At 44.9% G+C, this 22,700-nt stretch carries 20 protein-coding genes; 13 read left to right on the top strand and 7 right to left on the bottom strand.

The window, feature by feature from the left end; translation table 11 throughout:
* Positions 1–96 precede the first annotated feature (96 nt).
* Complete coding sequence (locus C6Y39_RS08930; RefSeq protein WP_105930936.1) at positions 97–459, top strand: Hpt domain-containing protein; 363 nt, start codon at positions 97–99, stop codon at positions 457–459.
* A 296-nt stretch (positions 460–755) separates the two neighbouring features.
* On the opposite strand, the gene C6Y39_RS08925 is transcribed toward C6Y39_RS08930, so the two are convergent.
* A complete protein-coding gene (locus tag C6Y39_RS08925; protein ID WP_105930935.1) occupies positions 756–1,754 on the bottom strand; it encodes an adenosine deaminase in 999 nt (332 codons plus the stop codon).
* A 322-nt stretch (positions 1,755–2,076) separates the two neighbouring features.
* On the opposite strand from C6Y39_RS08925, the gene C6Y39_RS08920 reads away from it, so the two are divergent.
* Positions 2,077–3,408, top strand: a complete 1,332-nt coding sequence (locus tag C6Y39_RS08920; RefSeq protein WP_105930934.1) for an NCS2 family permease — start codon at positions 2,077–2,079, stop codon at positions 3,406–3,408.
* Positions 3,409–3,516: 108 nt separating this feature from the next.
* On the opposite strand, the gene C6Y39_RS08915 is transcribed toward C6Y39_RS08920, so the two are convergent.
* From C6Y39_RS08915 to C6Y39_RS08905, 3 genes are all read right to left on the bottom strand, one after another.
* Positions 3,517–3,774: an outer membrane protein assembly factor BamE domain-containing protein gene (locus C6Y39_RS08915; protein WP_105930933.1), complete on the bottom strand. Its 258-nt coding sequence runs from the start codon at positions 3,772–3,774 to the stop codon at positions 3,517–3,519.
* 94 nt (positions 3,775–3,868) lie between these two features.
* Entirely contained in the window at positions 3,869–4,798 is a 930-nt protein-coding gene (gene puuE / locus C6Y39_RS08910) for an allantoinase PuuE (protein ID WP_105930932.1), read from the bottom strand.
* A gap of 1 nt (position 4,799) precedes the next feature.
* Complete coding sequence (locus C6Y39_RS08905; protein WP_105930931.1) at positions 4,800–5,444, bottom strand: TetR/AcrR family transcriptional regulator; 645 nt, start codon at positions 5,442–5,444, stop codon at positions 4,800–4,802.
* 380 nt (positions 5,445–5,824) lie between these two features.
* Between C6Y39_RS08905 and xdhA the strand changes: the two genes are divergently transcribed.
* The 7 genes from xdhA (at position 5,825) to C6Y39_RS08870 (ending at position 14,107) form a co-directional block, all read left to right on the top strand.
* A complete protein-coding gene (xdhA, locus tag C6Y39_RS08900; protein ID WP_105930930.1) occupies positions 5,825–7,270 on the top strand; it encodes a xanthine dehydrogenase small subunit in 1,446 nt (481 codons plus the stop codon).
* Complete coding sequence (gene xdhB, locus C6Y39_RS08895; RefSeq protein WP_105930929.1) at positions 7,263–9,629, top strand: xanthine dehydrogenase molybdopterin binding subunit; 2,367 nt, start codon at positions 7,263–7,265, stop codon at positions 9,627–9,629. Before xdhA ends, xdhB begins: the two co-directional genes overlap by 8 nt.
* Complete coding sequence (gene xdhC / locus C6Y39_RS08890; RefSeq protein WP_105930928.1) at positions 9,626–10,567, top strand: xanthine dehydrogenase accessory protein XdhC; 942 nt, start codon at positions 9,626–9,628, stop codon at positions 10,565–10,567. Before xdhB ends, xdhC begins: the two co-directional genes overlap by 4 nt.
* The gene (uraD, locus tag C6Y39_RS08885; protein ID WP_105930927.1) at positions 10,554–11,057 is read left to right on the top strand and encodes a 2-oxo-4-hydroxy-4-carboxy-5-ureidoimidazoline decarboxylase; all 504 of its coding nucleotides are present in this window, start codon (positions 10,554–10,556) and stop codon (positions 11,055–11,057) included. Before xdhC ends, uraD begins: the two co-directional genes overlap by 14 nt.
* A gap of 90 nt (positions 11,058–11,147) precedes the next feature.
* Positions 11,148–11,480, top strand: coding sequence for a hydroxyisourate hydrolase (gene uraH / locus C6Y39_RS08880; RefSeq protein WP_105930926.1), 333 nt, complete (start codon positions 11,148–11,150; stop codon positions 11,478–11,480).
* A gap of 5 nt (positions 11,481–11,485) precedes the next feature.
* Positions 11,486–12,775 (top strand): guanine deaminase, encoded by a 1,290-nt coding sequence (gene guaD / locus C6Y39_RS08875; RefSeq protein WP_105930925.1) that lies wholly within the window; start codon positions 11,486–11,488, stop codon positions 12,773–12,775.
* Between the two features lie 48 nt (positions 12,776–12,823).
* On the top strand, positions 12,824–14,107 hold the full coding sequence (locus tag C6Y39_RS08870; RefSeq protein ID WP_105930924.1) for a urate hydroxylase PuuD: 1,284 nt from the start codon (positions 12,824–12,826) through the stop codon (positions 14,105–14,107).
* A gap of 36 nt (positions 14,108–14,143) precedes the next feature.
* Here C6Y39_RS08870 and C6Y39_RS08865 read toward each other — a convergent pair whose 3' ends face one another.
* On the bottom strand, positions 14,144–15,421 hold the full coding sequence (locus C6Y39_RS08865) for a diguanylate cyclase (RefSeq protein ID WP_105930923.1): 1,278 nt from the start codon (positions 15,419–15,421) through the stop codon (positions 14,144–14,146).
* A gap of 224 nt (positions 15,422–15,645) precedes the next feature.
* Positions 15,646–16,005 carry a winged helix-turn-helix transcriptional regulator gene (locus tag C6Y39_RS08860; RefSeq protein ID WP_105930922.1) on the bottom strand — a complete coding sequence of 120 codons (360 nt, stop codon included), beginning with the start codon at positions 16,003–16,005 and terminating at the stop codon, positions 15,646–15,648.
* A 433-nt stretch (positions 16,006–16,438) separates the two neighbouring features.
* Between C6Y39_RS08860 and C6Y39_RS08855 the strand changes: the two genes are divergently transcribed.
* On the top strand, positions 16,439–16,930 hold the full coding sequence (locus C6Y39_RS08855; RefSeq protein ID WP_105930921.1) for a (2Fe-2S)-binding protein: 492 nt from the start codon (positions 16,439–16,441) through the stop codon (positions 16,928–16,930).
* Positions 16,927–19,224 (top strand): xanthine dehydrogenase family protein molybdopterin-binding subunit, encoded by a 2,298-nt coding sequence (locus C6Y39_RS08850; protein WP_105930920.1) that lies wholly within the window; start codon positions 16,927–16,929, stop codon positions 19,222–19,224. Before C6Y39_RS08855 ends, C6Y39_RS08850 begins: the two co-directional genes overlap by 4 nt.
* Before the next feature lie 73 nt (positions 19,225–19,297).
* Here C6Y39_RS08850 and C6Y39_RS08845 read toward each other — a convergent pair whose 3' ends face one another.
* Positions 19,298–19,792, bottom strand: coding sequence for an acyloxyacyl hydrolase (locus C6Y39_RS08845; RefSeq protein WP_105930919.1), 495 nt, complete (start codon positions 19,790–19,792; stop codon positions 19,298–19,300).
* A gap of 313 nt (positions 19,793–20,105) precedes the next feature.
* Between C6Y39_RS08845 and C6Y39_RS08840 the strand changes: the two genes are divergently transcribed.
* Together C6Y39_RS08840 and C6Y39_RS08835 are read left to right on the top strand one after the other, a co-directional pair.
* Positions 20,106–20,744: an NAD(P)H-dependent oxidoreductase gene (locus C6Y39_RS08840; RefSeq protein WP_105930918.1), complete on the top strand. Its 639-nt coding sequence runs from the start codon at positions 20,106–20,108 to the stop codon at positions 20,742–20,744.
* A gap of 1 nt (position 20,745) precedes the next feature.
* Positions 20,746–22,686, top strand: coding sequence for a monovalent cation:proton antiporter-2 (CPA2) family protein (locus C6Y39_RS08835; RefSeq protein WP_105930917.1), 1,941 nt, complete (start codon positions 20,746–20,748; stop codon positions 22,684–22,686).
* Positions 22,687–22,700: the final 14 nt, after the last annotated feature.

Below are 22,700 nucleotides of genomic sequence, written 5' to 3'. Positions count from 1 at the left end.
TTTGTCATATAAATCAATGCATATTGATGACTTAATCATTGACTCTACATTATGAATAAAGAAATATTGGCTCAAGAAAATTGATTGGTGATAACAATGCATACCTTTAGCGATGGCTCCACCCTTTCAAAAGAGCAGTTATGGAATAGAGATGCTGCTGTAAGTCGCCTTGGCGGAAATGAAGGATTACTCAACCGTATCGTTGACATGTTTTTAGCGCAAATAGAGCAAAAGCGTGAATTACTAAAACAAGCGGTGGCGGATATGGACCTAGACGCCGTGCGATTCAACAGTCATTCCATGAAGGGAGTAGCTGGGGATGTGGGTGCTGATGCTATTCGTAGCAAAGCGGCGACGATTGAGCTAAAAGCCAAGCAGAATAATGCCAATGAACTGCACGAAGACATGGAAGAACTAGAAGCCCTCATTAAGCAAACGATTCAAGTGATGCGTGCCTGACGTCAGTCCTGCTAAAGCCGTATGCCCTATTGAGGCCATAGCAGTTCTTACCTCGAAGGATGATTTGGCTGCAGTACATGAATTGGATTAGTGCCGGCTTAACCTGCCACTTTGCGTGCCTACACGTTCACTATTGAAAGCCCTTTATACCGTGAGCGGCGTTTTAAAGGGCCAAAGTATTTTTAATCGTTAAACACACTTTTAACCATTAAAGACTCTTTTAAGCGTTAAAGACACTTTTAATCGTTAAAGACTCTTTTAAGCGTTAAAGACACTTTTAATCGTTAAAGACTCTTTTAAGCGTTAAAGACTTTATCAATAAAGTCAGCTTTTACATTTTCAGGTAGAAAGCTCGCTTTAAAGCTATTCGCAGCCAGTGTTCTCACCGTGTGTTCATCCAAATTCAGTGACTGATGTAATGCATTAAAATTATCATTTAGGAAGCCCCCAAAATAAGTCGGGTCGTCCGAGTTCACCGTTACCAGCAACCCCGCATTTAATAGCTCGATGATATTGTGCTCTTTCATATCATCTATCACACAAAGCTTCAGATTACTTAGCGGACAAACAGTGAGCGGTATCTGTTTTTCTTTTAAATGTGCCATCAATGCATCGTCTTCTTGACAACGCACACCATGATCAATGCGGTCAACATCTAGTAGTTCAATGGCTTCCCAGATGTATGATGCAGGTCCTTCCTCACCAGCGTGAGCAACAATTTTAAAACCAAGAGATTTCGCGTGTTTAAACACACGCTCAAATTTTGAAGGTGGGTGACCAAGTTCAGAGCTATCAAGCCCCACGGCTGTTATATGCTCGTAGTATGGTTTTGCCTCTTCCAATGTTTTAAAAGCGTCGTCCTCTGATAGATGGCGCAAGAAAGACATTATAAGATAACTGCTGATACCGTACTCTTCTTTGGCCTTGGTCATTGCGCGCAGAAACCCTGCCATAAACACATCAAAGCTTATTCCCCTCTCCGTGTGGGTTTGCGGGTCAAACATGATTTCAGTATGAACAATATTGTCGTCGAAACACCGTGATAAGTATTCCCACATTAAGGTGAAGAAGTCTTCTTCGTCCCTTAACACTCCTGCTCCTGCGTAATATAAATCTAGAAAACTCTGTAAATCTTCAAAGTTATACGCTGCTTCTATCTCTTCCACGTTAGCATAGGGTAGTGTTACACTATGTTTCTTAGCTAGGCGCCACATGAGTTCAGGCGTTAAGCTTCCTTCTATATGCAGATGCAATTCGGCCTTTGGAATGTTGTTAATTATTGATGACAGCGACATGGCCCCTCACTTAATTGCACTATAACGATGCAATCGCATTAGTTTAGTGCGTATTAGTTTATCTTTAATGCTATCTGTAAACGAGTTCTATTGCTCATTTAGGTTTTGTTTGCGGTTTTTTTAACGTTGTTTTTATTGTTTCTAAACCGCATGGCTGCTCGTAGGCTGCCTGGCTAGTGACGTTGAGTCACACAGTGATTGTTACTTGATCACTGTACTACATTGTAAGTTAGCACAAAACGCACCAACAAGTTGACTAACTGGTCAGTTTATTGCTTTCCATGCACAAAATACTTAGTGAAACACATACAGAGAACTCTTGATGTCTAACAACGTTATTGAGCGGCTTTTTAAGCTGCAGGAACACGGAACCACGGTAAGAACAGAGATTATTGCAGGACTTACCACGTTCGCAGCCATGTCATACATACTTGTTGTAAACCCTGGCATTTTAGGGCTTAGCGGCATGCCCGTTGAGGGGTTAATTACGGTTACAGCACTGGCAGCTTGTATCGGCACGCTGATGATGGCGCTTATGACAAACTACCCTATCGCTCTAGCACCAGGTATGGGGTTAAATGCGTTTTTCGCGTTTACTATTTGCCTTGGTAGAGAGGTTCCTTGGGAAGCCGCGCTGGGCATTGTGTTTTGGAACGGTATTCTTTTTCTACTTCTTTCGCTTACGGGTGTTCGAACTAAAATCGCCGAATCAATTCCGCCATCGTTAAAAATAGGGGTTCAATGCGGAATAGGCTTGTTCATCGCTTTTATCGGTCTTAAAAATGCGGGTCTGATCGTTGATAACCCAGCGACCTTTGTTCAGCTTGGCGACCTTTCAGAACCCGCTGTAATGCTTGCTTTGGTTGGTATTATATTTACCATTGTTTTGATGGTTAAGCGCGTAACTGGCGCTATTTTGATTTCAATTGTAACGCTCACGCTTATTGGTGCCTTTATACCGACAGAAAACGGCACATTAACGGCAACACCCACAGCCGTTGTGGGCATGCCAGAATCTATTTCAAATACCTTTATGGCAATGGATTTTTGGTACCCTATCGATCATCTGGCAGAGACCTGGGACCTTATTTTCGCACTTATGTTTGTCAATATGTTCGATACCATTGGAACGTTAATTGGTGTTTCTCGCAAAGCAAACCTTTTAACTCCTGAAGGAAAACTGCCTAAAATTGGTGCTGCCATGACAGCCGATGCTTCGGCAAGCGTTGCAGGTGCATTGGTAGGCACATCCCCTGTCACCAGCTACGTTGAATCCGCTACCGGCGTTTCTGCTGGTGGCAGAACGGGTCTGACAGCAGTGGTGGTTTCAGTGTGCTTTTTATTATCACTTTTTTTGACGCCATTGATGAAAGTCATTCCGCTTATGGCTACCACGCCAGCGCTGCTTATGGTTGGGATTTTGATGATGGAGTCTATTCGGCAAGTCGATTTTGATGACCTGGGGGCCCTGGCTACCGCATCAGTAGCACTCATTGCGATGCCGCTCACATTCAGTATCAGCGAAGGTATCGCCCTTGGTTTTATAACCTACGTGGGAATTAAGGTTGGCACGGGCAAATTTAAAGAAGTTACGCCGCTCACCTACGCTCTAGCTATTGTTTTCTTACTTAGATATTTACTCGACTTGAAATAAGTCGCTTTCGTTTAAAGGGTATAGCGCGCGCTATACTATCCGTTGGATACAAAAAAAGGTGGCTTCTAAGCCACCTCTTTTAAGATTGGTATAACGCAGGCTACACGCCTACTTAAGTCCATCGTAGGTGAAGGTAACCGCTTTATCGCCCATGAATACAATCTTCACATGCTTGCTGTCTTCGTTACCCCAAGTACATGCCATAGTGCCCATTGTTTTGCCACAGTTGTCGGCAGACCCTAAAATGGCTTCAACTTCGTCCTGAGTCATCCCCATTTCTAACTTATCGTAGTTTTCTTTCGTCAGCTTCGAGCACGCTGTCAGGGCTAGTGCACTTAAAGCAATAATGGCTAGTTTTGTTTTCATGTTTTTGTCCTTTGTAAAGCAAATCCGCAAGCGACCTATCAAACTCACGAACATTTGTTCAGTATACTTCGAATGTATCCGCGTACTTTAAACGCTAGATATGCGGCTTGTCATTACCCTCTTTAGGATGATTAGCTAACCAATGACGTGCAATTTGCTCTCGCGTAGCTATCCACACCTTATCATGAGATTTGATGTATTCGATAAAGCGTTTAAGGGCGGCCATACGCGCAGGTCGACCTACAATGCGATTATGCAAACCGATGGACAACATTTTTGGCGCTTCATTCCCCTCTTCATACAAGATGTCAAAGGCATCTTTTAAGTAGGTAAAGAATTGCTCCCCACTATTAAACCCTTGAGGCGTTGCAAACCGCATATCATTTGTATCTAGCGTGTACGGTACCATCAACAGTGGCTTACTGTAATGGCAGTCATAATAGGGCAAATCATCAGCGTAAGAATCAGCGCAATATAAAATATCGTCTCTTTCTGCGATTAGTTTAAGCGTATTCGGGCTCGTTCTTCCTGTGTACCAGCCTACAGGCTTCGCACCTGTTAATTGCTCGTGAAGCATAATCGCATCGTCTATTTGTTTGCGCTCTTGCTCCTCACTCATGTCTTGGTAATGTATCCAGCGCATGGCATGACTCGCAATTTCCCATCCTGAATCCATCATGGCTTTTACGGCATCTGGGTGACGCTGCATAGCCATGGTTACCCCAAAGACAGTAACAGGGATTTGGTATTTATTGAGCAAGCGATGCAAGCGCCAAAATCCTGCACGGCTACCATACTCATAAATTGATTCCATACTTAAATGGCGGTCTTTATAAGCTTGTGCGCCAATAATTTCTGACAAGAAAATCTCTGAAGCCTCGTCGCCATGAAGTACGCAGTTTTCACCGCCTTCTTCATAGTTTAATACGAACTGAACGGCTATTTTTGCTCCGTCCGGCCAGTTCGCATGGGGGACATGTTGGCCATATCCAACGAGATCACGAGGATATACAGACTCTGTCATACTACACCTCGAAACTTTCAGGCACAGACAACCCACAACCGCCGAGCACTAGCTTAACAACCTGCCTTGTGGCGTCCTCAAAATCCGCTTTTGTCATTTTTTTACCGCGAAGACGAGTGATTTGCGCAGAAAAGTCAGCATAGTGCTGGGTACTTGCCCAGATGGTGTAAAGTAAATATTCACCTTCAATGGGAGGAAGCTTACCCGCGTTAACCCACGCATCAATGACGGCGAGTCGTCCTTTCATCCAAAGTGCGTGCTCTTCGTCAAAGTATCCACTGAGATTTTGCGCACCGTTTATTATTTCCATCGCGAAAATTTTTGAAGCCATAGGATGGGTTCGCGATACTTCCATTTTCTCAGCAATGTAATTTGCCAATACCTCTGCCGGATCATCTTCTACCGTGGCTTTATCAAAACGCGAGTTCCAGAGTGACAGGGTTTCTTCTAGAACTGCAACATAAAGTTCTTGCTTGGTTTTGAAGTAATATAAAACGTTAGTTTTTGGCAGCCCTGCTTCGTCGGCAATCTTTTGAACGGCAGTTCCTTTAAAACCAAATTGCGCAAAGCACTTCTCGGCGGCTTGGAGTATCTTTCTTCTATTCATAGCGCCAACGCCAGCGTCGACACTTTTTACCTTCATCATTATTCTTTTAATTCCTTTGCAAATTACCTTGCAAGCACACAGGTCCAACAAATGCTGCATGTATTTCGATAGGTTAGCATTTATTGATAACGCGATGCTACAGAGTATACACGCCACTCAACTAAGGTGTTTATTATACCAAAGCTCGACTTATGCATTTTTGTAAAACCTTGCACGAATCTTGCCTTGTCTTTATTAACTATGCAAAAAAGAGGGTGGCTGAAGCGTTTATTTACCCTCTACTTATTTGTGCAAAATCTTGGCCTTTTATAACCCGGCCTTTTTTTATAAGCAAAAAATTGACCATATGGTCTACTTTTATTGAAAAAATACAGCTATATTAACGGATACAAGAATGAACATAGAAAGAAGGTGTGAGTATGATTCGCTTTCTAATAAATAACGATATCGTTGAGATTAATGAAGCGCGAGCCGACCTCACCCTTCTGCAATTTATACGCGAACATCGTAAACAAACAGGCACTAAAGAAGGTTGTGCGGCAGGTGACTGCGGCGCTTGTACTGTTGTACTTACGGAGCCTGTAACTACGAATAATGGAACCAAGCTTCACTATCGAACGGTGAATAGCTGTATTACGCTAATGAGTGCAGTACACGGTAAACAGCTAATATTTGTTGAACATTTAAGCGATGGTAAACACTTGCATCCTGTTCAACAGGCTTTAGTTGAACATCACGGCTCCCAATGTGGTTTTTGTACCCCTGGTTTCATCATGTCTATGTTTGCGCTGTATCATAGTGATAGTAAGCCCGATAGAGATGACGTACTTCATGCATTATCTGGCAACTTGTGTCGATGCACCGGCTATCGCCCTATTATCGATGCCACAATGGCGGTATGTGAAAGCGCGCCAAACGATAAATTTACCGCTGCCCAAGAAAAAACGTTGGCTACATTAAAGTCGCTAGAGCGCACTGCCCCAACGGGTACAGGCAACATTCATACACCGTCCTCTCGCGAAGAATTAAAAGCGCTGATTGCCGCCTATCCAGATGCGCAGTTAGTAGCAGGAAGCACTGACCTAAGTTTGCAGTTCACACAGCAGCTAAAAAAAGTCGATACCTTAATTAGCCTGACACATATTGATGCACTTAAACAACGCACCAAAAATGAGCATTCTATCGTTTTTGGTGCAGCGCTTCCGCTCAGTGATGTCGCGCCTGACTTGTTAGGATCTTTTCCACAAGTGGCAGAACTCGTCACACGCTTTGCGTCCTTACCTATTCGTAATCAGGCAACCATTGGTGGAAACGTGGCGAATGCTTCACCTATTGGGGACATGCCGCCCCTTTTACTCGCCCTGAACGCAACGCTGCATTTGGACAATGGCAATGAAAAGCGCACCGTTCCTATTAGCGCGTTCTTTACTGGTTATCGCGAAACACAATTAGCACATGGTGAGTGGATCAGCGCCATAGAAATTCCCTTAAAACAATCTAATCAAGTGTTGGCCGCTTATAAAATTTCCAAGCGATTTGAAGATGATATTTCGGCGGTATGTGCCGTGTTTAATGTCACCATTGAGGATGGCAAAATAGAAGCGATTAGCAGTGGTTTTGGTGGCGTAGCGGCAACACCGATAACCTCCAGTGCGCTTGAAAGCGCACTTATTGGTAAACAATTTTCTAGCAAAGAGTGCTTGAACTTAGGTAAGCAAATACTGTTTGATGCCTTCTCGCCCATAGACGATGTGCGCGCCACCGCCGAGTACCGCAAAACAGTTTTAGCCAACTTGTGGCATCGCTTCTGGTTAGAGCATCAGTCGGTAAGCAAAATAGAAACACGAGTGGTGCAACATGCGTAAGTTAATTAACACCCCTTTCTCAGAAGACGAAAACAAAAATCAAGGCGTCGTTCACACGTCAAAAAGACATGAAAGTGCCGAGCGCCAAGTTCAAGGCAGTGCTAACTACGTTGATGATATCGTTGAACCGCAAGGTACGCTCTACGCCGCGGTTGGCTTAAGCCAATGTGCTAAAGGCACCATCAACAGCATAAACCTTAACGCTGTGCGTGAAAGTGAAGGCGTGGTTGACGTGGTAACTATTGAAGATGTTCCCGGGCATAAAGACATCGGCCCCGTTTTTGAGGGCGATCCCTTACTTGCTAATGGCGAAGTTAAGTTTTTCGGCCAGCCGGTGTTTGCCGTACTGGCCACATCAGTCACGTTGGCGCGCCAAGCAGCCTTAAAGGGCGAGATTAATGTCACTGAGGTCGCGCCAGTACTTAGTGCAGATGAAGCTCATAGGCAGCAGACGTTTGTACGCCCATTACATAAATTCGGCCAACACTCTGAGCGTGTTGATGACGCTTTCGCTAACGCTACGCATCATGCATCGGGTTCGCTTAGCATTGGCGGCCAAGAACATATGTACTTAGAAGGTCAAGTAAGCCTCGCGATCCCTGATGAAGAAGATCGCATGAAAATCTACACCTCCAGCCAACACCCAAGCGAAGTTCAAAAGCTAGTTGCCGAGGTACTAGACGTAAAGTTGCACCGCGTAATGGTAGACATGCGAAGAATGGGCGGTGGTTTTGGTGGAAAAGAAACGCAGGCGGCACAATGGGCTTGTATTGCAGCGTTACTAGCGCACCGCAATAATTGTGCAGTAAAGCTTCGCCTTCCTCGCTTTACCGATATGCATGTAACGGGTAAACGCCACCCCTTTGAAAATTCTTTTGATATAGCGTTCGATAGTACAGGTAAAATTAACGCCACCCGCATGACGATAAATGGTATATGTGGGCACTCTCCTGACTTATCTGATGCGATTGTAGATAGAGCCATGTTTCATGCAGACAACGGCTACTTCCTTGGTGATAGCGACATCACGGGTCACAGGCTGCAAACTAACATGGTGTCACATACCGCTTATCGCGGCTTCGGTGGCCCTCAGGGAATGATCATGGCGGAAGCTATGATGGATAAAATTGCTCGTGCCATCGGTAGCGATCCTCTTTCAGTTAGAAAGCGCAATTTGTATGGACCTACAACGGGTACTACCACGCCCTATGGTATGGAAATTGAGCACAACCTTTTGCCAGAAATGATTGGCGAATTAGAAGAGAGCGCCCATTACTGGCAGCGTCGAGAAGCGATTAGTGCATTTAACAGAGAAAGCCCAGTAATTAAGAAAGGGATTGCATTAACGCCGGTTAAATTTGGCATTTCCTTTACCGCCAAACACCTTAACCAAGCTGGAGCGCTGGTTCATATCTACACGGACGGGAGCATTCAGGTAAACCATGGCGGCACCGAGATGGGTCAAGGTTTGCACACAAAAATAGGCCAAATCGCGGCGAACGAGTTCGGCGTAGAATTGGACATGATTGAAGTGACCGCTACGCGAACCGACAAAGTACCCAACACATCACCAACGGCAGCGTCGAGCGGAACAGACTTAAACGGTAAAGCCGTCCAAAACGCGTGTATCACGCTTAAAGCACGTTTATCGGAATGCTTTGCGAAAAGCCTTGATCAAGAAGCGAAGGCGGGAGACGTTCAATTCAGCAATGGTTACGTGGCTTTAGGTGAACACCGAATACGTTTTCCAGAGCTTGTTCAACAGGCGTATTTTGCACGGGTATCTTTGTCTTCAAGCGGCTTTTACAAGACACCTAAACTTCAGTACAACCGCGATACCGGTGAAGGCAGACCGTTTTTCTACTTTGCTTATGGCGTGTCGATGAGCGAGGTTTCTATCGATACACTTACCGGCGAATACACGGTTGATAAAGTGAACGTGATACACGATGTGGGCAACAGTCTTAACCCTGCCATTGATATTGGTCAAATAGAGGGCGCATTTATTCAAGGAATGGGCTGGCTTACCACAGAAGACTTAAAGTGGAACGAAAACGGCAAATTAATTAGCGAAAACATGGCCACATATAAGATTCCTGCCATTGGCGATACGCCAAAGGAATTTAACGTGAAGCTATTTGGTAGAAAAAATGCTGAAGACAGTATCTATCACTCAAAAGCCGTGGGTGAACCACCATTCATGCTAGCGATATCGGTTTGGTGTGCGCTAAAGGACGCGATTTCAAGCTTATCAGGCTACACCATCGACCCGCAGCTAGATACTCCAGCTACACCTGAGCGCGTTTTAAACGCCGTAGCTGCCATTCAGCAGGCTGATAGCCGAGGCGGTGGTGCATGACGAGAGCGGCTACCTCTTTTCGCGCTAGATACTGGCATGAGGCAATTGCCGAATGCCAGGAGCGCAACGAAGGCTACGTATTGGTTACCGTTGTAAATACGGCTGGCTCGACCCCCCGTGAAACGGGAAGCAAAATGGTGGTTACCGCTTCAACCAGCATTGACACTATAGGTGGCGGGCATCTTGAATTTGATGCGATTGCAAGAGCACGGGAATTTCTGGCCAAAGGCAAGCCATGCACGGAACTGCACAGCTATCCACTAAGCAGTGCGTTAGGTCAGTGTTGCGGTGGTGCAGTAAAAGTACTGTTTGACGTTTGCAATGTGCATCAACAGCATATCGCCATTTTTGGCGCAGGACATGTAGCAAAAGCCCTAGTGCCTATTTTGGCACAACTTCCTGTGCGCATATCTTGGATAGACAGTCGTGATGATTTGTTCCCCCCGTTGCTACCCGCCAATGTTCAAAAAGTGGTGGAGGAAATGCCAGAAAGCGAAGTGAGGCATCTTGATGAAAACAGCTGGCTTGTCATATTAACCCATGATCACCAGCTTGATTATCGCATTACGGAACAGGCATTGAAGCTTCCGTCTTTGCCATTTGTAGGTTTAATTGGCTCAGACACGAAAGCTAAACGTTTTATGACAAAGCTTATCCAGCGAGGATTTGACGAACGTGCACTATCGCGACTTGTCACGCCTATTGGTAATCGCGATATTCCGGGCAAACAACCTATTGAAGTTGCCGTTTCTATTGCAGCCCAATTAATTGCAAGGCTTCACGATGATAAGTCGGTAGCAGTGGATGACTCAAAAGGCGCTGATAGCGCGCCCTCCGACGTCAGGGCCACGTCTGCAAACGCTAACGAAGCAGGTCAAAGAAAAGAACAAGCCTTAAGCAATAGCAAAAAGAGGAGCACAATCAGTGACGTTAAATGATGTAAACGAACTAAACGCTGACGACGCGTCTTCATGGTTTGAACAGTGCTGCGCGTCAAAAGTGTGGATTTACCACATGGTCAACGCCCGCCCTTATCAAAATGTTGAGGCGCTGACTGAACAGGCAAAAAAAGCATGGGCAAAATGCAGTCACGATGATTATCTTGAAGCATTTACCGCACACCCTATGATTGGTGATGTAGATTCTCTTCGCAAAAAGTTTGCTAACACTAAAGAAATTGCCGCTGGCGAACAGTCAGGAACAGCCAGTGCGTCAGAGTCTGTATTGTATCAGCTAAAAGAAGCCAACCACGCTTATCTGGAAAAGCACGGATTTATTTTTATTATTTGCGCAACCGGTCTTTCTGCGCTCACCATGCTAGAAGCATTGCAGGCACGCCTTCCTAACTCAACTCAAGAAGAGATGAGTAACGCCGCAGCAGAACAAATTAAAATAACCTTGCTTCGAATTAACAAAGCGCTGGATTAATAGTGATCATCTAAACTCTTTTAGCTATGCGACGAGATTTATAATGCACGCTAGCTAGACGCGCAGAAGAATAGGATTAAGGAATTACGTATGAATACCCTTTCAAGTCACGTTCTAGATACAACATTAGGCAAACCTGCGAAAGGCATTGCATTAACGTTAACGCTGCCTGATGGCAGCACGCTGTCAGGTGAGACGGATAATGATGGCCGTTTTAAAAACTGGGGGCTAGTCGATGACAGTGGCTTCCCTGCAGGCATTTACAACCTGAGATTTCACTGCAAGTCGTATTTAATCGAAACCCACGGCAGCAGTTTTTACCCACATATTGATATCACGTTTGAACTTACTGAGAATGGCGGCCACTATCACGTGCCATTGCTTATTTCTCCCTTTGGGTTCAGCAGCTACAGAGGCAGCTAGTATATATGCAGCTTTTTCGTGCAAGCATTGCGCACTTTCCAAAACAAACTACTCAGTTCGACAATGACATCGCTATTTTTAAAGACGGTGGTTTGTTAGTTAATGACAACGAAATACAAGACATTGGCGAATTTCACGTAATAGCTGAGCGCTATCCAGCCGCCACTGTGACCGACTTTTCGGGCAAATGGATATTACCGGGTTTGATAGACAGTCACCTGCACTATCCTCAAACCCAGAGCATTGCTCACTATGGAGAACAGCTGTTGAGCTGGCTCGAAAACTACACGTTTCCCACAGAGATGCAGTTTGCAGATAGTGCACACGCCACAACTATAGCCAACGTTTTTTTAAACCAGCTATTGAGAAATGGCACCACCACTGGGTTTGTTTTTACCACCGTACATAAGGAAAGCTGCCATGCACTATTTAGCGCAGCGAGTGAGATTGATATGGCGATTGTGGCAGGCAAAGTGTGTATGGACAGAAACTGTCCTAGCGAGCTTCGCGACAACGCTGAAACTGCACAAGCAGATAGTGCGCAGCTCATAGAAACTTGGCACAACAAAGGCCGTAGCCGTTATGCACTAACCCCTCGTTTCGCTCCCACCAGCACAGAAGCCCAACTTGCTGCGCTAGGTGAACTTGCCGAGCAGTATTCCGACGTTTTTATTCAAACGCATTTATCTGAAAATTTAGATGAGATTGCATGGGTAAAAAGCTTGTTCCCTCAAGCTGATGGTTATTTAGATGTCTATGACAAATATAACTTAGTGCGAGAGCGTTCCGTTTTCGGACACGGTATTCACCTTACGCCTACTGAATGGGCGCGATTAGGGGAAAGTGGTGCAACTATTGCCTTTTGCCCAACATCGAACTTATTTTTAGGCAGCGGCCTTTTTGATATGACCGCGGCACGGGCCAATAATGTTCATGTTGCTATGGCTACCGATGTGGGCGCGGGCACTACATTTAATATGTTCAAAACCTATGGCGACGCTTATAAGGTCAGTCAATTACGTAATGAGCCCATCAGCCCGTTAGAAGGATTTTATCTGATGACTCAAGGTGCCGCCGTGGCTCATGCCCTTGATCATGAAATAGGCAATTTAAATCCAGGGTCTACTGCCGACTTTATTGTTGTTGAGCCCAGGTTCGATGAATTGACGCGCTTAAGAATAAAAGAAGACGCTGAGTTTGATGACGTATTTTTTGCGTTGAGTATTTTAGGTGACGACCGTGCTATCGACCAAACGTGGATAAACGGAACCTGCCGCTATAAAAAAGAAGATTAAAGTAACAGGCTACAGTAGGGCTATATACCCTAAATAAGGAGAATAATAATGCCGTGGCTAGATTGGATTAGTTTATTTGTACGTTGGTTTCACGTCATCGCAGGTGTGGCGTGGATTGGCGCATCGTTTTACTTTATTTGGCTGGACAATAACTTACGTACGCCACCAAAGTGGAAGCAAGACAAGGGGATCAAAGGCGATTTATGGGCTATTCATGGCGGAGGATTTTACGAAGTCGCCAAGTACGCTTATGGCCCAGAGAAAATGCCAGAGACCCTGCATTGGTTTAAGTGGGAAGCCTATACGACTTGGCTATCGGGCTTCGCCCTTCTTATTATCGTTTACTACTTTGGAGCCAGCGCCTACCTTATAGACCCATCGGTCAATGCCATGTCGCCAGCCACGGCAATATCTTTGGGGTTAGGGTTAATCTTTGGTGGTCTCGCCTTGTACGAGCTTGCCTGTCGTAGTCCATTGGCAAAATACCCACTCGCCTTCGGCATTGGATTAGTTGCGCTTATTTGCGTTGTTAGCTACCTGTCTACTCAGTGGTTTAGCGGTCGCGGCGCCTATATCCACGTTGGTGCACTTATCGGCACTATTATGGCTGGTAACGTGTTTTTTAATATTATGCCGAACCAGCGCAAGATGGTGGCAGCTGTAGCAGATAAAAAAGACATTGACCCAAGCTGGGGAGCAAGCGCTAAATTGCGCTCGGTGCATAATAACTATTTCACCTTACCCCTGCTTTTTATCATGATTTCCAATCACTATCCCATGACTTACCAGCACTCACAAAACTGGCTGGTACTTATTGCCATCATGGCGACAGCTGCGTGGATAAGACATTTCTTTAATTTGCGTCACGTGGGCACCACTAAACCAAGTATTTTAGTTTCTGGTGCAGCAGCGATGCTCGCGATAGCACTGTGGGTGTCTTGGCCGCAATCTTCTTTAGAGACAACGTTTAGTCATGACACTGCCCATTCGCCAAATAATGCTGAGCTCGATGCAATGCATACCTCATCTAATCGAGATGGAATGAGTAATGAAAACGGTGACTCACACACTAGCATGGTGGTTAGTGATGAGAGGGTGGCGAGTTTGGTGGCGACACACTGCGTGAGCTGTCATTCACGAACGCCAACGGATGATATCTTCAAAGTTGCCCCATTGGGCGTGGTGCTCGATACATGGGAAGACATTGAGCGGTTTGCACCGCAGCTGGTTCGCAGAACCACGGTGACCAAGGATATGCCGTTTTTAAACAAAACCCAGATGACTGATGCCGAGCGTCAGGACATCGCTAAATGGTTTGCACAGAAACGATAGGCTCACCGAAAAGCGGTGTAGGTACGCTCTACTTACCTATACCGCTTTATCAATTATTATTTCGGCTTGCCGACAGTGCTTTTTTCCATACATTTCCTCGTCAGCTCGGTCTAACCACTCCTGAACCGAAGTTATATCTTCATGCCACTCGACCCACCCCACGCTATATTCGATAGGGACAACTTCGCTTTCGCTTACCTTTATTTGAAACTTGCACTGTGCAGCTCGTTCAAAAAATGCTTCTGCTTCCTTCCCACTTGTTCCATAGAGCAAAATAACGAACTCATCGCCACCAATACGGCCAAACCGGTCACTATCCCTTAGTAGCTGGCTCATTGACTCTGAGAATGTGACTAAGGCCTTATCTCCAAGTTTGTGACCGTACTTATCGTTTATTTCTTTAAATTTATTAAGGTCTATATACACAAGGGTGGAGGTTTGTTGACCTCTATCCATTCGCGCTATCTCATCACTTAACTGACTAAAAATTTCTCGTCTGTTGGCCAGCCCTGTGAGGGAGTCAGTTTTTGAAAGGTGCTCTAGCTTGGTTACAGCACTCATTAGCGCTTGCTGTTGAACTTTCTCACGCGTGATATCATCTGCCGTACCCAGAATACGGGATTCTCTTTCTCTATCATCGAATATAAGACTTCCTCTATCGTGAAGGTACTTTATTTCACCTTTCGAGTCATAGATCCGATATTGAATATCCCAATTTTGAAGTGGTCGACGGTTGAATACTTTCAACACTCTGGCTTTGTCATCTTCGTGAACATAATCGAGAAATCGCATTGGATGGCAGTATAGTTCGTACTCATTGCGACCAAAAATGTTCTCATAGCCATCATTGACGTACTGCATTTTGCCAAGGTCGGGCGTGGCCACCCATATGAAGGTTCTATCTGAAAAAGCGCTGACTATTTTGCTAAATAATGCATCGATTTGAAAAAGCTCTGACTGAATACGCTTTTTATCGTCGATATCTTCAACCACTGAAATGAAATAATCGGGGTTGTTAGTTTTATCTCTGACAAGAGAAACGGTGAGCTTCGCCCACACATACTCGCCGTCTCGCCTTATGTAACGTTTTTCTAGCGAATAGGTGTCAATTTTACCTTTCAACAAATTTTCAAGGTAATCGAGATCTTCATCTAAATATTCTGGTGCGGTTAACTCTTGAAAAGTAAGTTTTGTAAGCTCTTTTTCAGCGTACCCCAAGAAATCACAAAGTTTCTTGTTAACACGTATAAAGCTTCCGTCAATACTTACGTGGGCTAAGCCCACAGGACAGAAGTGAAAAGTCTTTTCAAACATGGGGCTTAGCCCCCTTACGTGATTGCATTCCATCGCCTCTTAAGTGAGTAATCACACAATATGATCACAGCTTATACTTTCGTATAACTAATTATAGATTAGTTTTATTTTTCCGCTAAAAAATGTCCCTAAGAAAAAGGCTTAGATATGTTTTATAGAATCTGGCCTTTCAAGTAGGCCTAAAAGAAGCGGTGCATCACGAACGCACCGCATAGGCATTCGTTTTAATTATCTGAGTGACTTTCAGACCACACGCGAAGCTGTTCGAGTATGTCTAACGCAGAGCGACCAAATTCAGTAAGACTATAAGTGACAGCAATGGGTCGGGTATCAATAACGCTGCGCAAAACCATCCCATTGTTTTCAAGTTCTTTTAGGCGCTGATCGATCATTTTACGGCTTGCACCACCAAGCATTCTGCACAAGTCGTTAAAGCGAACCGGTTCATCTTTAAGATGATAGATGATTGAGCCTGTCCACTTTCCACCTATTAACCGCATTCCACGCTCAATAGCACAGGGTTCAGTACACGTATTTAGTACCGTTTTTTTACCCTTGGCATCTGTTTTAATTTCAGTTTTCATTCATGTCCTTTAAAAGAGCGACCAGTAACCAAAAGTATACTAATTGCTAAATTAAACAAGGTTACTAAACTATACCATGCTTAGAAGCTAACCCATAGGCTAGCTCCCTTCGCATTTTAGCCTTGTGTTTTTTAAAAGGTTCATGCCTGACGCGCAACTTAAAACCCTATTACACAGATTTTTTATGAGCTTTGAAACCCTCGCAAGCATCGAAAAATAGATCTTTTCAGAAGCTTTGCGAGTATGGGTTTCCAATACATCAACTTAATGTTGAAGCTAAGCTTTGCCCTAAAACGGCGTCGTTTGTGAATAAACACAGTTAAAAACGAAAAATTTAGCATTAAGCACTATAGTAATTCGGTATACCAAGCGGGCTAATCAAACCTATCTTGGTGAGACTGCCTTTAACTCTAACTTCTCGGTAATAACGACCATGATTGAATTTATATTGAATGGAAATAAAGTGCAGACGGATGCTGCCGCAGATACCCCACTCGTATGGGTAATACGAGACGAATTTGGGCTTAAAGGGACGAAGTTTGGGTGTGGTGTTGCCATGTGCGGAGTTTGCACTGTTCATATTGATGGTAACGCAATTCGTTCATGCTCATATCCAGTTTCCGCGGCCAATGGCAAAGAAGTCAGTACCATAGAAAGCTTGAATGGCGAGCACCCACTTCAGTCTGCCTGGGTCGAAGAGCAGGTTCCCCAATGTGGTTACTGCCAATCTGGTCAAATTATGCAGGCCGCAACCCTTCTTAAAAGCAACCCCAACCCGACAGACGAAGAAATTGTCAACCATATGAATTCAAATTACTGTCGCTGCATGGCGTATACACGGATTAAAAAAGCAATTAAACGCGCCGCAACCTCTTCTGTAGAATATTTTGACCCTAACGCATCGAAAGAAGGTGAAAACGCATGAGCATAAGAGATATTTCTAAAGAAAAGAAAGACATGGTTAGCCTTTCTCGCCGCTCTTTTATGGTAGGGTCGGTGAAAACTTCATTACTCATGGCTTTTGGTGCTTCAGCCCTCCCTTCTTTGTTATCTGCAAAAGAAGCGCTAGCATCAAAAACCTTTGCGCCTAATGTATGGTTTGAAATGGACACCACCGGAAAAGTTACAGTGAACATTGCTAAAGCAGAAATGGGCCAGCATGTTGGCACAGCCATCGCTCGAATCTTAGCTGACGAACTGGAATGTGACTGGAATAAAGTTGCTATTGTTCACGTTGATACAGATCCGAAGTGGGGCTATATGGTCACAGGCGGCTCTTGGTCAGTTTTTCAAACCTATAAACCCATGTCTCAAGCTGGCGCTGCCGGCCGGCAAGTGTTAGTTCGCGCAGGTGCTGAACTGCTTGGTGTTTCAGAATCTAGCTGTGAAGCAAAATCAGGGTTTATCGTATCTGGCAGCAAGAAGATAAGCTACGGCGATATTGTTGCCAAAGGAAATATTGACAAGACATTTTCAGCGGATGAGTTGTCGGCGTTACCAATCAAGCCTGGCAATAAGAAGCACCTTATTGGTATAGGTAACGATTATAAAGCGCTGGATATCCCACCTAAAACCGATGGAACCGCAGTGTATGGTATTGATGTTGAAGTCGACAACATGCTTTATGCTCGCCCTATCCTTCCGCCTACGCGATATGGAAGCACGGTGACGAATGTAGACGACAGCCAAGCTAAATCGCTGCCTGGCTACAAAGGCTATAAAGTGTTGTCTGACCCATCGAATACGGTTGAGGGGTGGGTAGCTATTCTCGCCAGCGATTATCCTACTGCTATTAAAGCCGTGGACATGGTTAAGGTGACATACAACGCCGGTAAAACGGTTAACGTAAATGAAGCTGATATTCAAAAAGAAGGCGAGCGAATTTGTAGAGACCGTAATGAAGGTACACTTTTCGTCGATGAGGGTAATATTGTAGAAGCGCAACAAAAAGCGGCGAATACTATCGAGGCTATGTACACCACCTCTACTGCTAGTCACTTTCAACTTGAACCCGTAAACGCCGTTGCCGAGTTTAAAGACGGAAAGTGGCATATTCACACGGGAAATCAGTGGCAGGGCCTTACACTACCGGCCGTTGCCAAGGCGGCAGGTGTCTCTGATTCTGAGGTTGTGATTCATCAATATTACTTAGGGGGTGGCTTTGGTCGCCGTCTTTTTGGCGACTGGATTATTCCTACAGTACTTACAGCGAAAGCGGTAGGTCAACCTGTGAAAATGTTGTTTATGCGGCCTGACGACGCAATGTTCGACCAACCGAGGTCTGCGTCTACATCGCTCTTTAACGCTGCTTTTGATGAGTCTGGCAAGTTTTTAGGGATGGAGCATGCGCTAGCCGCTGGCTGGCCGACTCTCGCTATGGCACCTAGCTTCATGCCCGACGGCGTGGATGGAAAAGGAAAAGTAGACCCGTTTTCAGCTTCCGGCGCAGACCACTGGTATACCATGGAGCATCACAGAGCACGGGTTATTAATAACAAAGTAGCACAAGAAACCTTTACTCCCGGCTGGCTACGTTCAGTGGGCCAAGGGTGGATAGTGTGGGGACTAGAGAGCTTTATCGATGAGGTTGCTCACGAAGCTAAGCAAAACCCTGTCGATTTCAGACTTGCCATGCTTGATGGTAAAGGCAAACAAGCAGGCAAAGCGCCTGAAAGTGTTGGCGGAGCTAAACGGTTAGCCAACACCCTTGAAATCCTTAAGAGCAAGACCGCAAATGTAAAGCTAGCTGAGAACGAAGGCATTGGCTATAGCGTCACCGCAGGGCAAGAGCGCACTATGCCTGCTTGGTTAGCTACCGCTGCCCACGTCCATGTTGATAAGGCGTCAGGCAAAATCACACTTAAAAAACTTTGGGTTGTGGCTGATGCTGGTATCGTGGTTCATCCAGATGGTGCTATGGCACAAATGGAAGGCTCTTTACTATGGGGCACTAGCCTAGCACTGTTCGAGCATAACGAAATAAAGAACGGTTATGTTGCGAAGAAAAACCTTACCACCTATCAACCGCTTCGAATGAAAGATGTACCTGAAATGGATATCGAATTCGTTGAAAGCGACGAGTTCCCAGTGGGCTTAGGTGAGCCTGGTGTTATCGGTGTCGCACCTGCTGTGGGTAACGCGGTTTATGAGGCTGTGGGGGTGCGTTTGCGTCACCTTCCTATGTTATCTTCCCATGTTACTGAGGCGCTTAGTGCTTGAGATAGAATGTAAATCAAACAACCCGCGAAATCGCGGGTTGTTTTTTTGAGCTACGCGAAGCGAGAAGATTAGTTTAGAAATGATAGTGCGCACTTAAAACGAAAGATTCAGAACCTGGGTTTCTATCCCCTAAGCCACCGTTAGAAATATGCCCAATCTCAGCTTCAAATGACAATAATTCTGAAACGTTATACAGCCCAGCAATTGAAGAATAAAACTCGACGGTATCACCTAAGTTTTCAGATTCATCAACGATACCTGCGTGAAACGCAGCGCGAATTGAAAAATCCTTGTATCGGTAAATATCTTTGGCAATGCCCGCTGCAAAATAGTGCTGACCTTGATCTGCATTAATTAAAAGTACCGTCGGTCTTAAATCATAAAATTGCGCTAAGGGCTTATGGATATAAGCGACATGCATGGCATAGCGGTCGGCATCGTCGAATAGGTTCCAAACTGCCGCACCGGCTTTTAACTCGCTTCCTTGGGGTAAAGCGTAACTTTTAGGCGCGAAAAGTGAAAAAATTAAAGGTAATGTAAGTGTGAGTGTTTTAAGTGTCATTTTCATGGTTATACTGTTCTCAGAGATTGTTTCGTTTTAATGTTTAAGAAAAACTAACAGTCCTCATAAAGGTGAAAAAATAACGTTCTGTCTAAGACGTCAATGTATTGTTGACCGAATAATGGATACTAGGTTACTTTTTTCAACCTGGTTACTTTTAGTAATCTTATAACTTTGTAGAAAAAGACATTCACTATTGCTCTAAATATTGTGTTGCATGTGGATAATAGTATTAAGACACCAAAAGGTTTCGTTTTTTGGCGTGCGTATAAGGCCGGTAAACCAGGCAATTTAAGTTGGATAATATCGAGTGCAGTGTATGAGTGACAAAAGTACTATTGAAGAGACAAAGCGCAGTAAAAAGGTCCTCGTGCTTTTTGCCCACCCTGCACAGACTGAATCTGAGGTGAATGTTCCCCTTTTTCACGAGGCCAAATTAAACAGGCACGTCACTGCCGTCGATTTATATGCAGAATATCCCGACTTTAATATTGATATTGAGCGAGAACAGCAGCGCTTAATCGATCACGATGTGATCGTATTTCTTTTTCCCCTTTACTGGTACTCGACGCCATCCATTTTGAAAGAGTGGCAGGATTTGGTGTTAGAATATGGTTTTGCTTACGGCCATGAAGGCACCGCACTTAAAGACAAAATCTTTCTCTGCGCGCTGAGCGCTGGCGGAAAAGAAGAAGCCTATCAAACCGATGGTTTTAATCACTACACGATAAGGCAATTGCTTCAACCCCTCGAACAAATGGCTCAGATCACGCAAATGACCTATGTTGCTCCGTTTGCCCTTTTCGGCTCTAGAACCGCTCAAGAAGAGGCGCGAGTTTATGAGCATCGGGGCAAGTGGACCACCCTATTGAATAAACTGACAACCAATAGCCTTGATATAGAAAAAGCACAGCATATCGAAAATCTTGCTGACCTTTGTACCCCGCAAGGAGAATAACGTGACGGGCTATTTTTTATACGCATTTATCTATCTGGTCGCCGCCGTAATTGCAGTGCCCATTGCGAAGCGCCTTGGTTTAGGGTCTGTATTAGGCTATTTAATAGCAGGGCTAGTGATTGGCCCCATATTCGGCCTTGTTGGTGATGAGACGGTCGCCATTCAACACTTTGCTGAATTTGGTGTTGTGATGATGCTTTTTCTGGTGGGTCTTGAGCTTGAACCGCGCTCTCTCTGGGCGATGAAGTCTAAGTTGGTCGGCTTAGGTGGCTTGCAATTAGGTCTAACGACGGCCCTCATTACAGTAGCAGCCATGTGGCTAAACCAGCCATTCGGTATTTCGCTCACCATTGGCCTTATATTTGCCCTTTCTTCAACCGCTATTGTCTTACAAACACTTCAAGAAAAAGGGCTTCAAAAGACTGAAGGGGGTAAAAGCGCCTTCTCCGTCTTATTGTTTCAAGATATTGCGGTTATTCCCATGCTCGCGTTTATTCCGCTCCTTGCCATTCCCGAACTGATAAACGCAGGCACTGAACATGGAGGTAACGCAAGCTCCCACGACAGTTTTAATCTGGTTGAAGGGCTTGCTCCGTGGGCCTCGGGGCTTGTTATTATCGGGTCTGTCGCGTTTCTCACTATTGGCGCTCATTACTTAAGCCGCCCACTTTTCAAGTATGTTGCTGCTTCGGGCTTACGGGAAATATTTACCGCTACTGCCCTTATGCTCATTATCGGCATTGCGGCGTTAATGGGGCTTGTTGGCTTATCACCTGCCCTTGGGGCTTTTTTAGCGGGTGTGGTACTCGCTAACAGTGAGTTCCGACATGAACTGGAAGCCAATATAGAGCCATTTAAAGGGTTATTACTGGGGCTTTTCTTCATAACCGTTGGCGCCGGCATTAATTTTTCTGTGCTTTCTGAAAACCCCATGTTGATAGCGGGGCTAACAATTGCGGTAATGTTATCTAAAGCCATTGTACTTTTTGTCGTTGCTCTAATCTTTAAGATTAAAGGCACCAACAAATGGCTGTTTACACTGAGTCTTGCTCAAGCCGGGGAATTTGGCTTTGTTTTACTCAGTTTTGCTTCTCAAAATTACGTGCTACCCAATGATATCATTTCGATCCTCTCGTTGGTTGTCGCCATCTCTATGTTCTTAACGCCCGGGCTCTTCATTTTGTTTGATAAGGCGATTATTCCCCGCTATAAAAGTGCGAAGTCAACGCGCTCTGACGACGAGATTGATGAAAAAGGTACCGTTGTTATTGCTGGAATAGGACGCTTCGGTCAAATAATCAACCGTCTGCTCGTTGCAAACGATGTCAAAACCGTTGTACTCGATATTCGTTCTGAGCAAATAGACCTTATTCGTCGTATTGGTACCAAAGCGTTTTTTGGCGATGCATCTAAACCCGATATATTACACACCGCAGGGGCGCACGAGTCCGCTTTATTAGTGATCGCTATTGATGACCGGGAAACGGCAGCAGAGATGGTGAAATACGCAAAACATGCTTACCCAAATGTAAAAGTCCTTGCCCGCGCTTTCGACCGTGGTCACGGTTATCGGCTGCGTCAACTCGGTGCAGACTATGTGGTATCTGAAACCTACCATAGTGCCCTTGAAATGGGTGCAGAAGCTTTGCGTTCTCTCAACATTCACCCTTTTCATGTTGAGCGTCAAAAAATGGCTTACAAAAATATCGAGTCTCAGCAAAATGACGTGCTTTATCATGCCTGGGCAGACGATGCCAGTGGTGAACGAATTGATAACAACTATCTTAAGCTCTTTATTGAGCTTGAATCACTTATCGAAAAAGCACTTAAAGCAGACTTACATGACAAACATTCTAGGATGCGTGGCTGGACACCGCCGCCCAAAGGTTATGCTGAAAAGCTTGCACCAGATGAGAAGCCGGATGAAACTGAAGGGCATTAAGAGAGAATCGTTAG

Origin of the sequence: Alteromonas gracilis (genome assembly GCF_002993325.1) — a bacterium.
Taxonomy (GTDB): domain Bacteria; phylum Pseudomonadota; class Gammaproteobacteria; order Enterobacterales; family Alteromonadaceae; genus Alteromonas; species Alteromonas gracilis.
The sequence above is the reverse complement of the archived record's forward strand: the minus strand, read 5'-3'. Positions and strand labels throughout refer to the sequence as shown.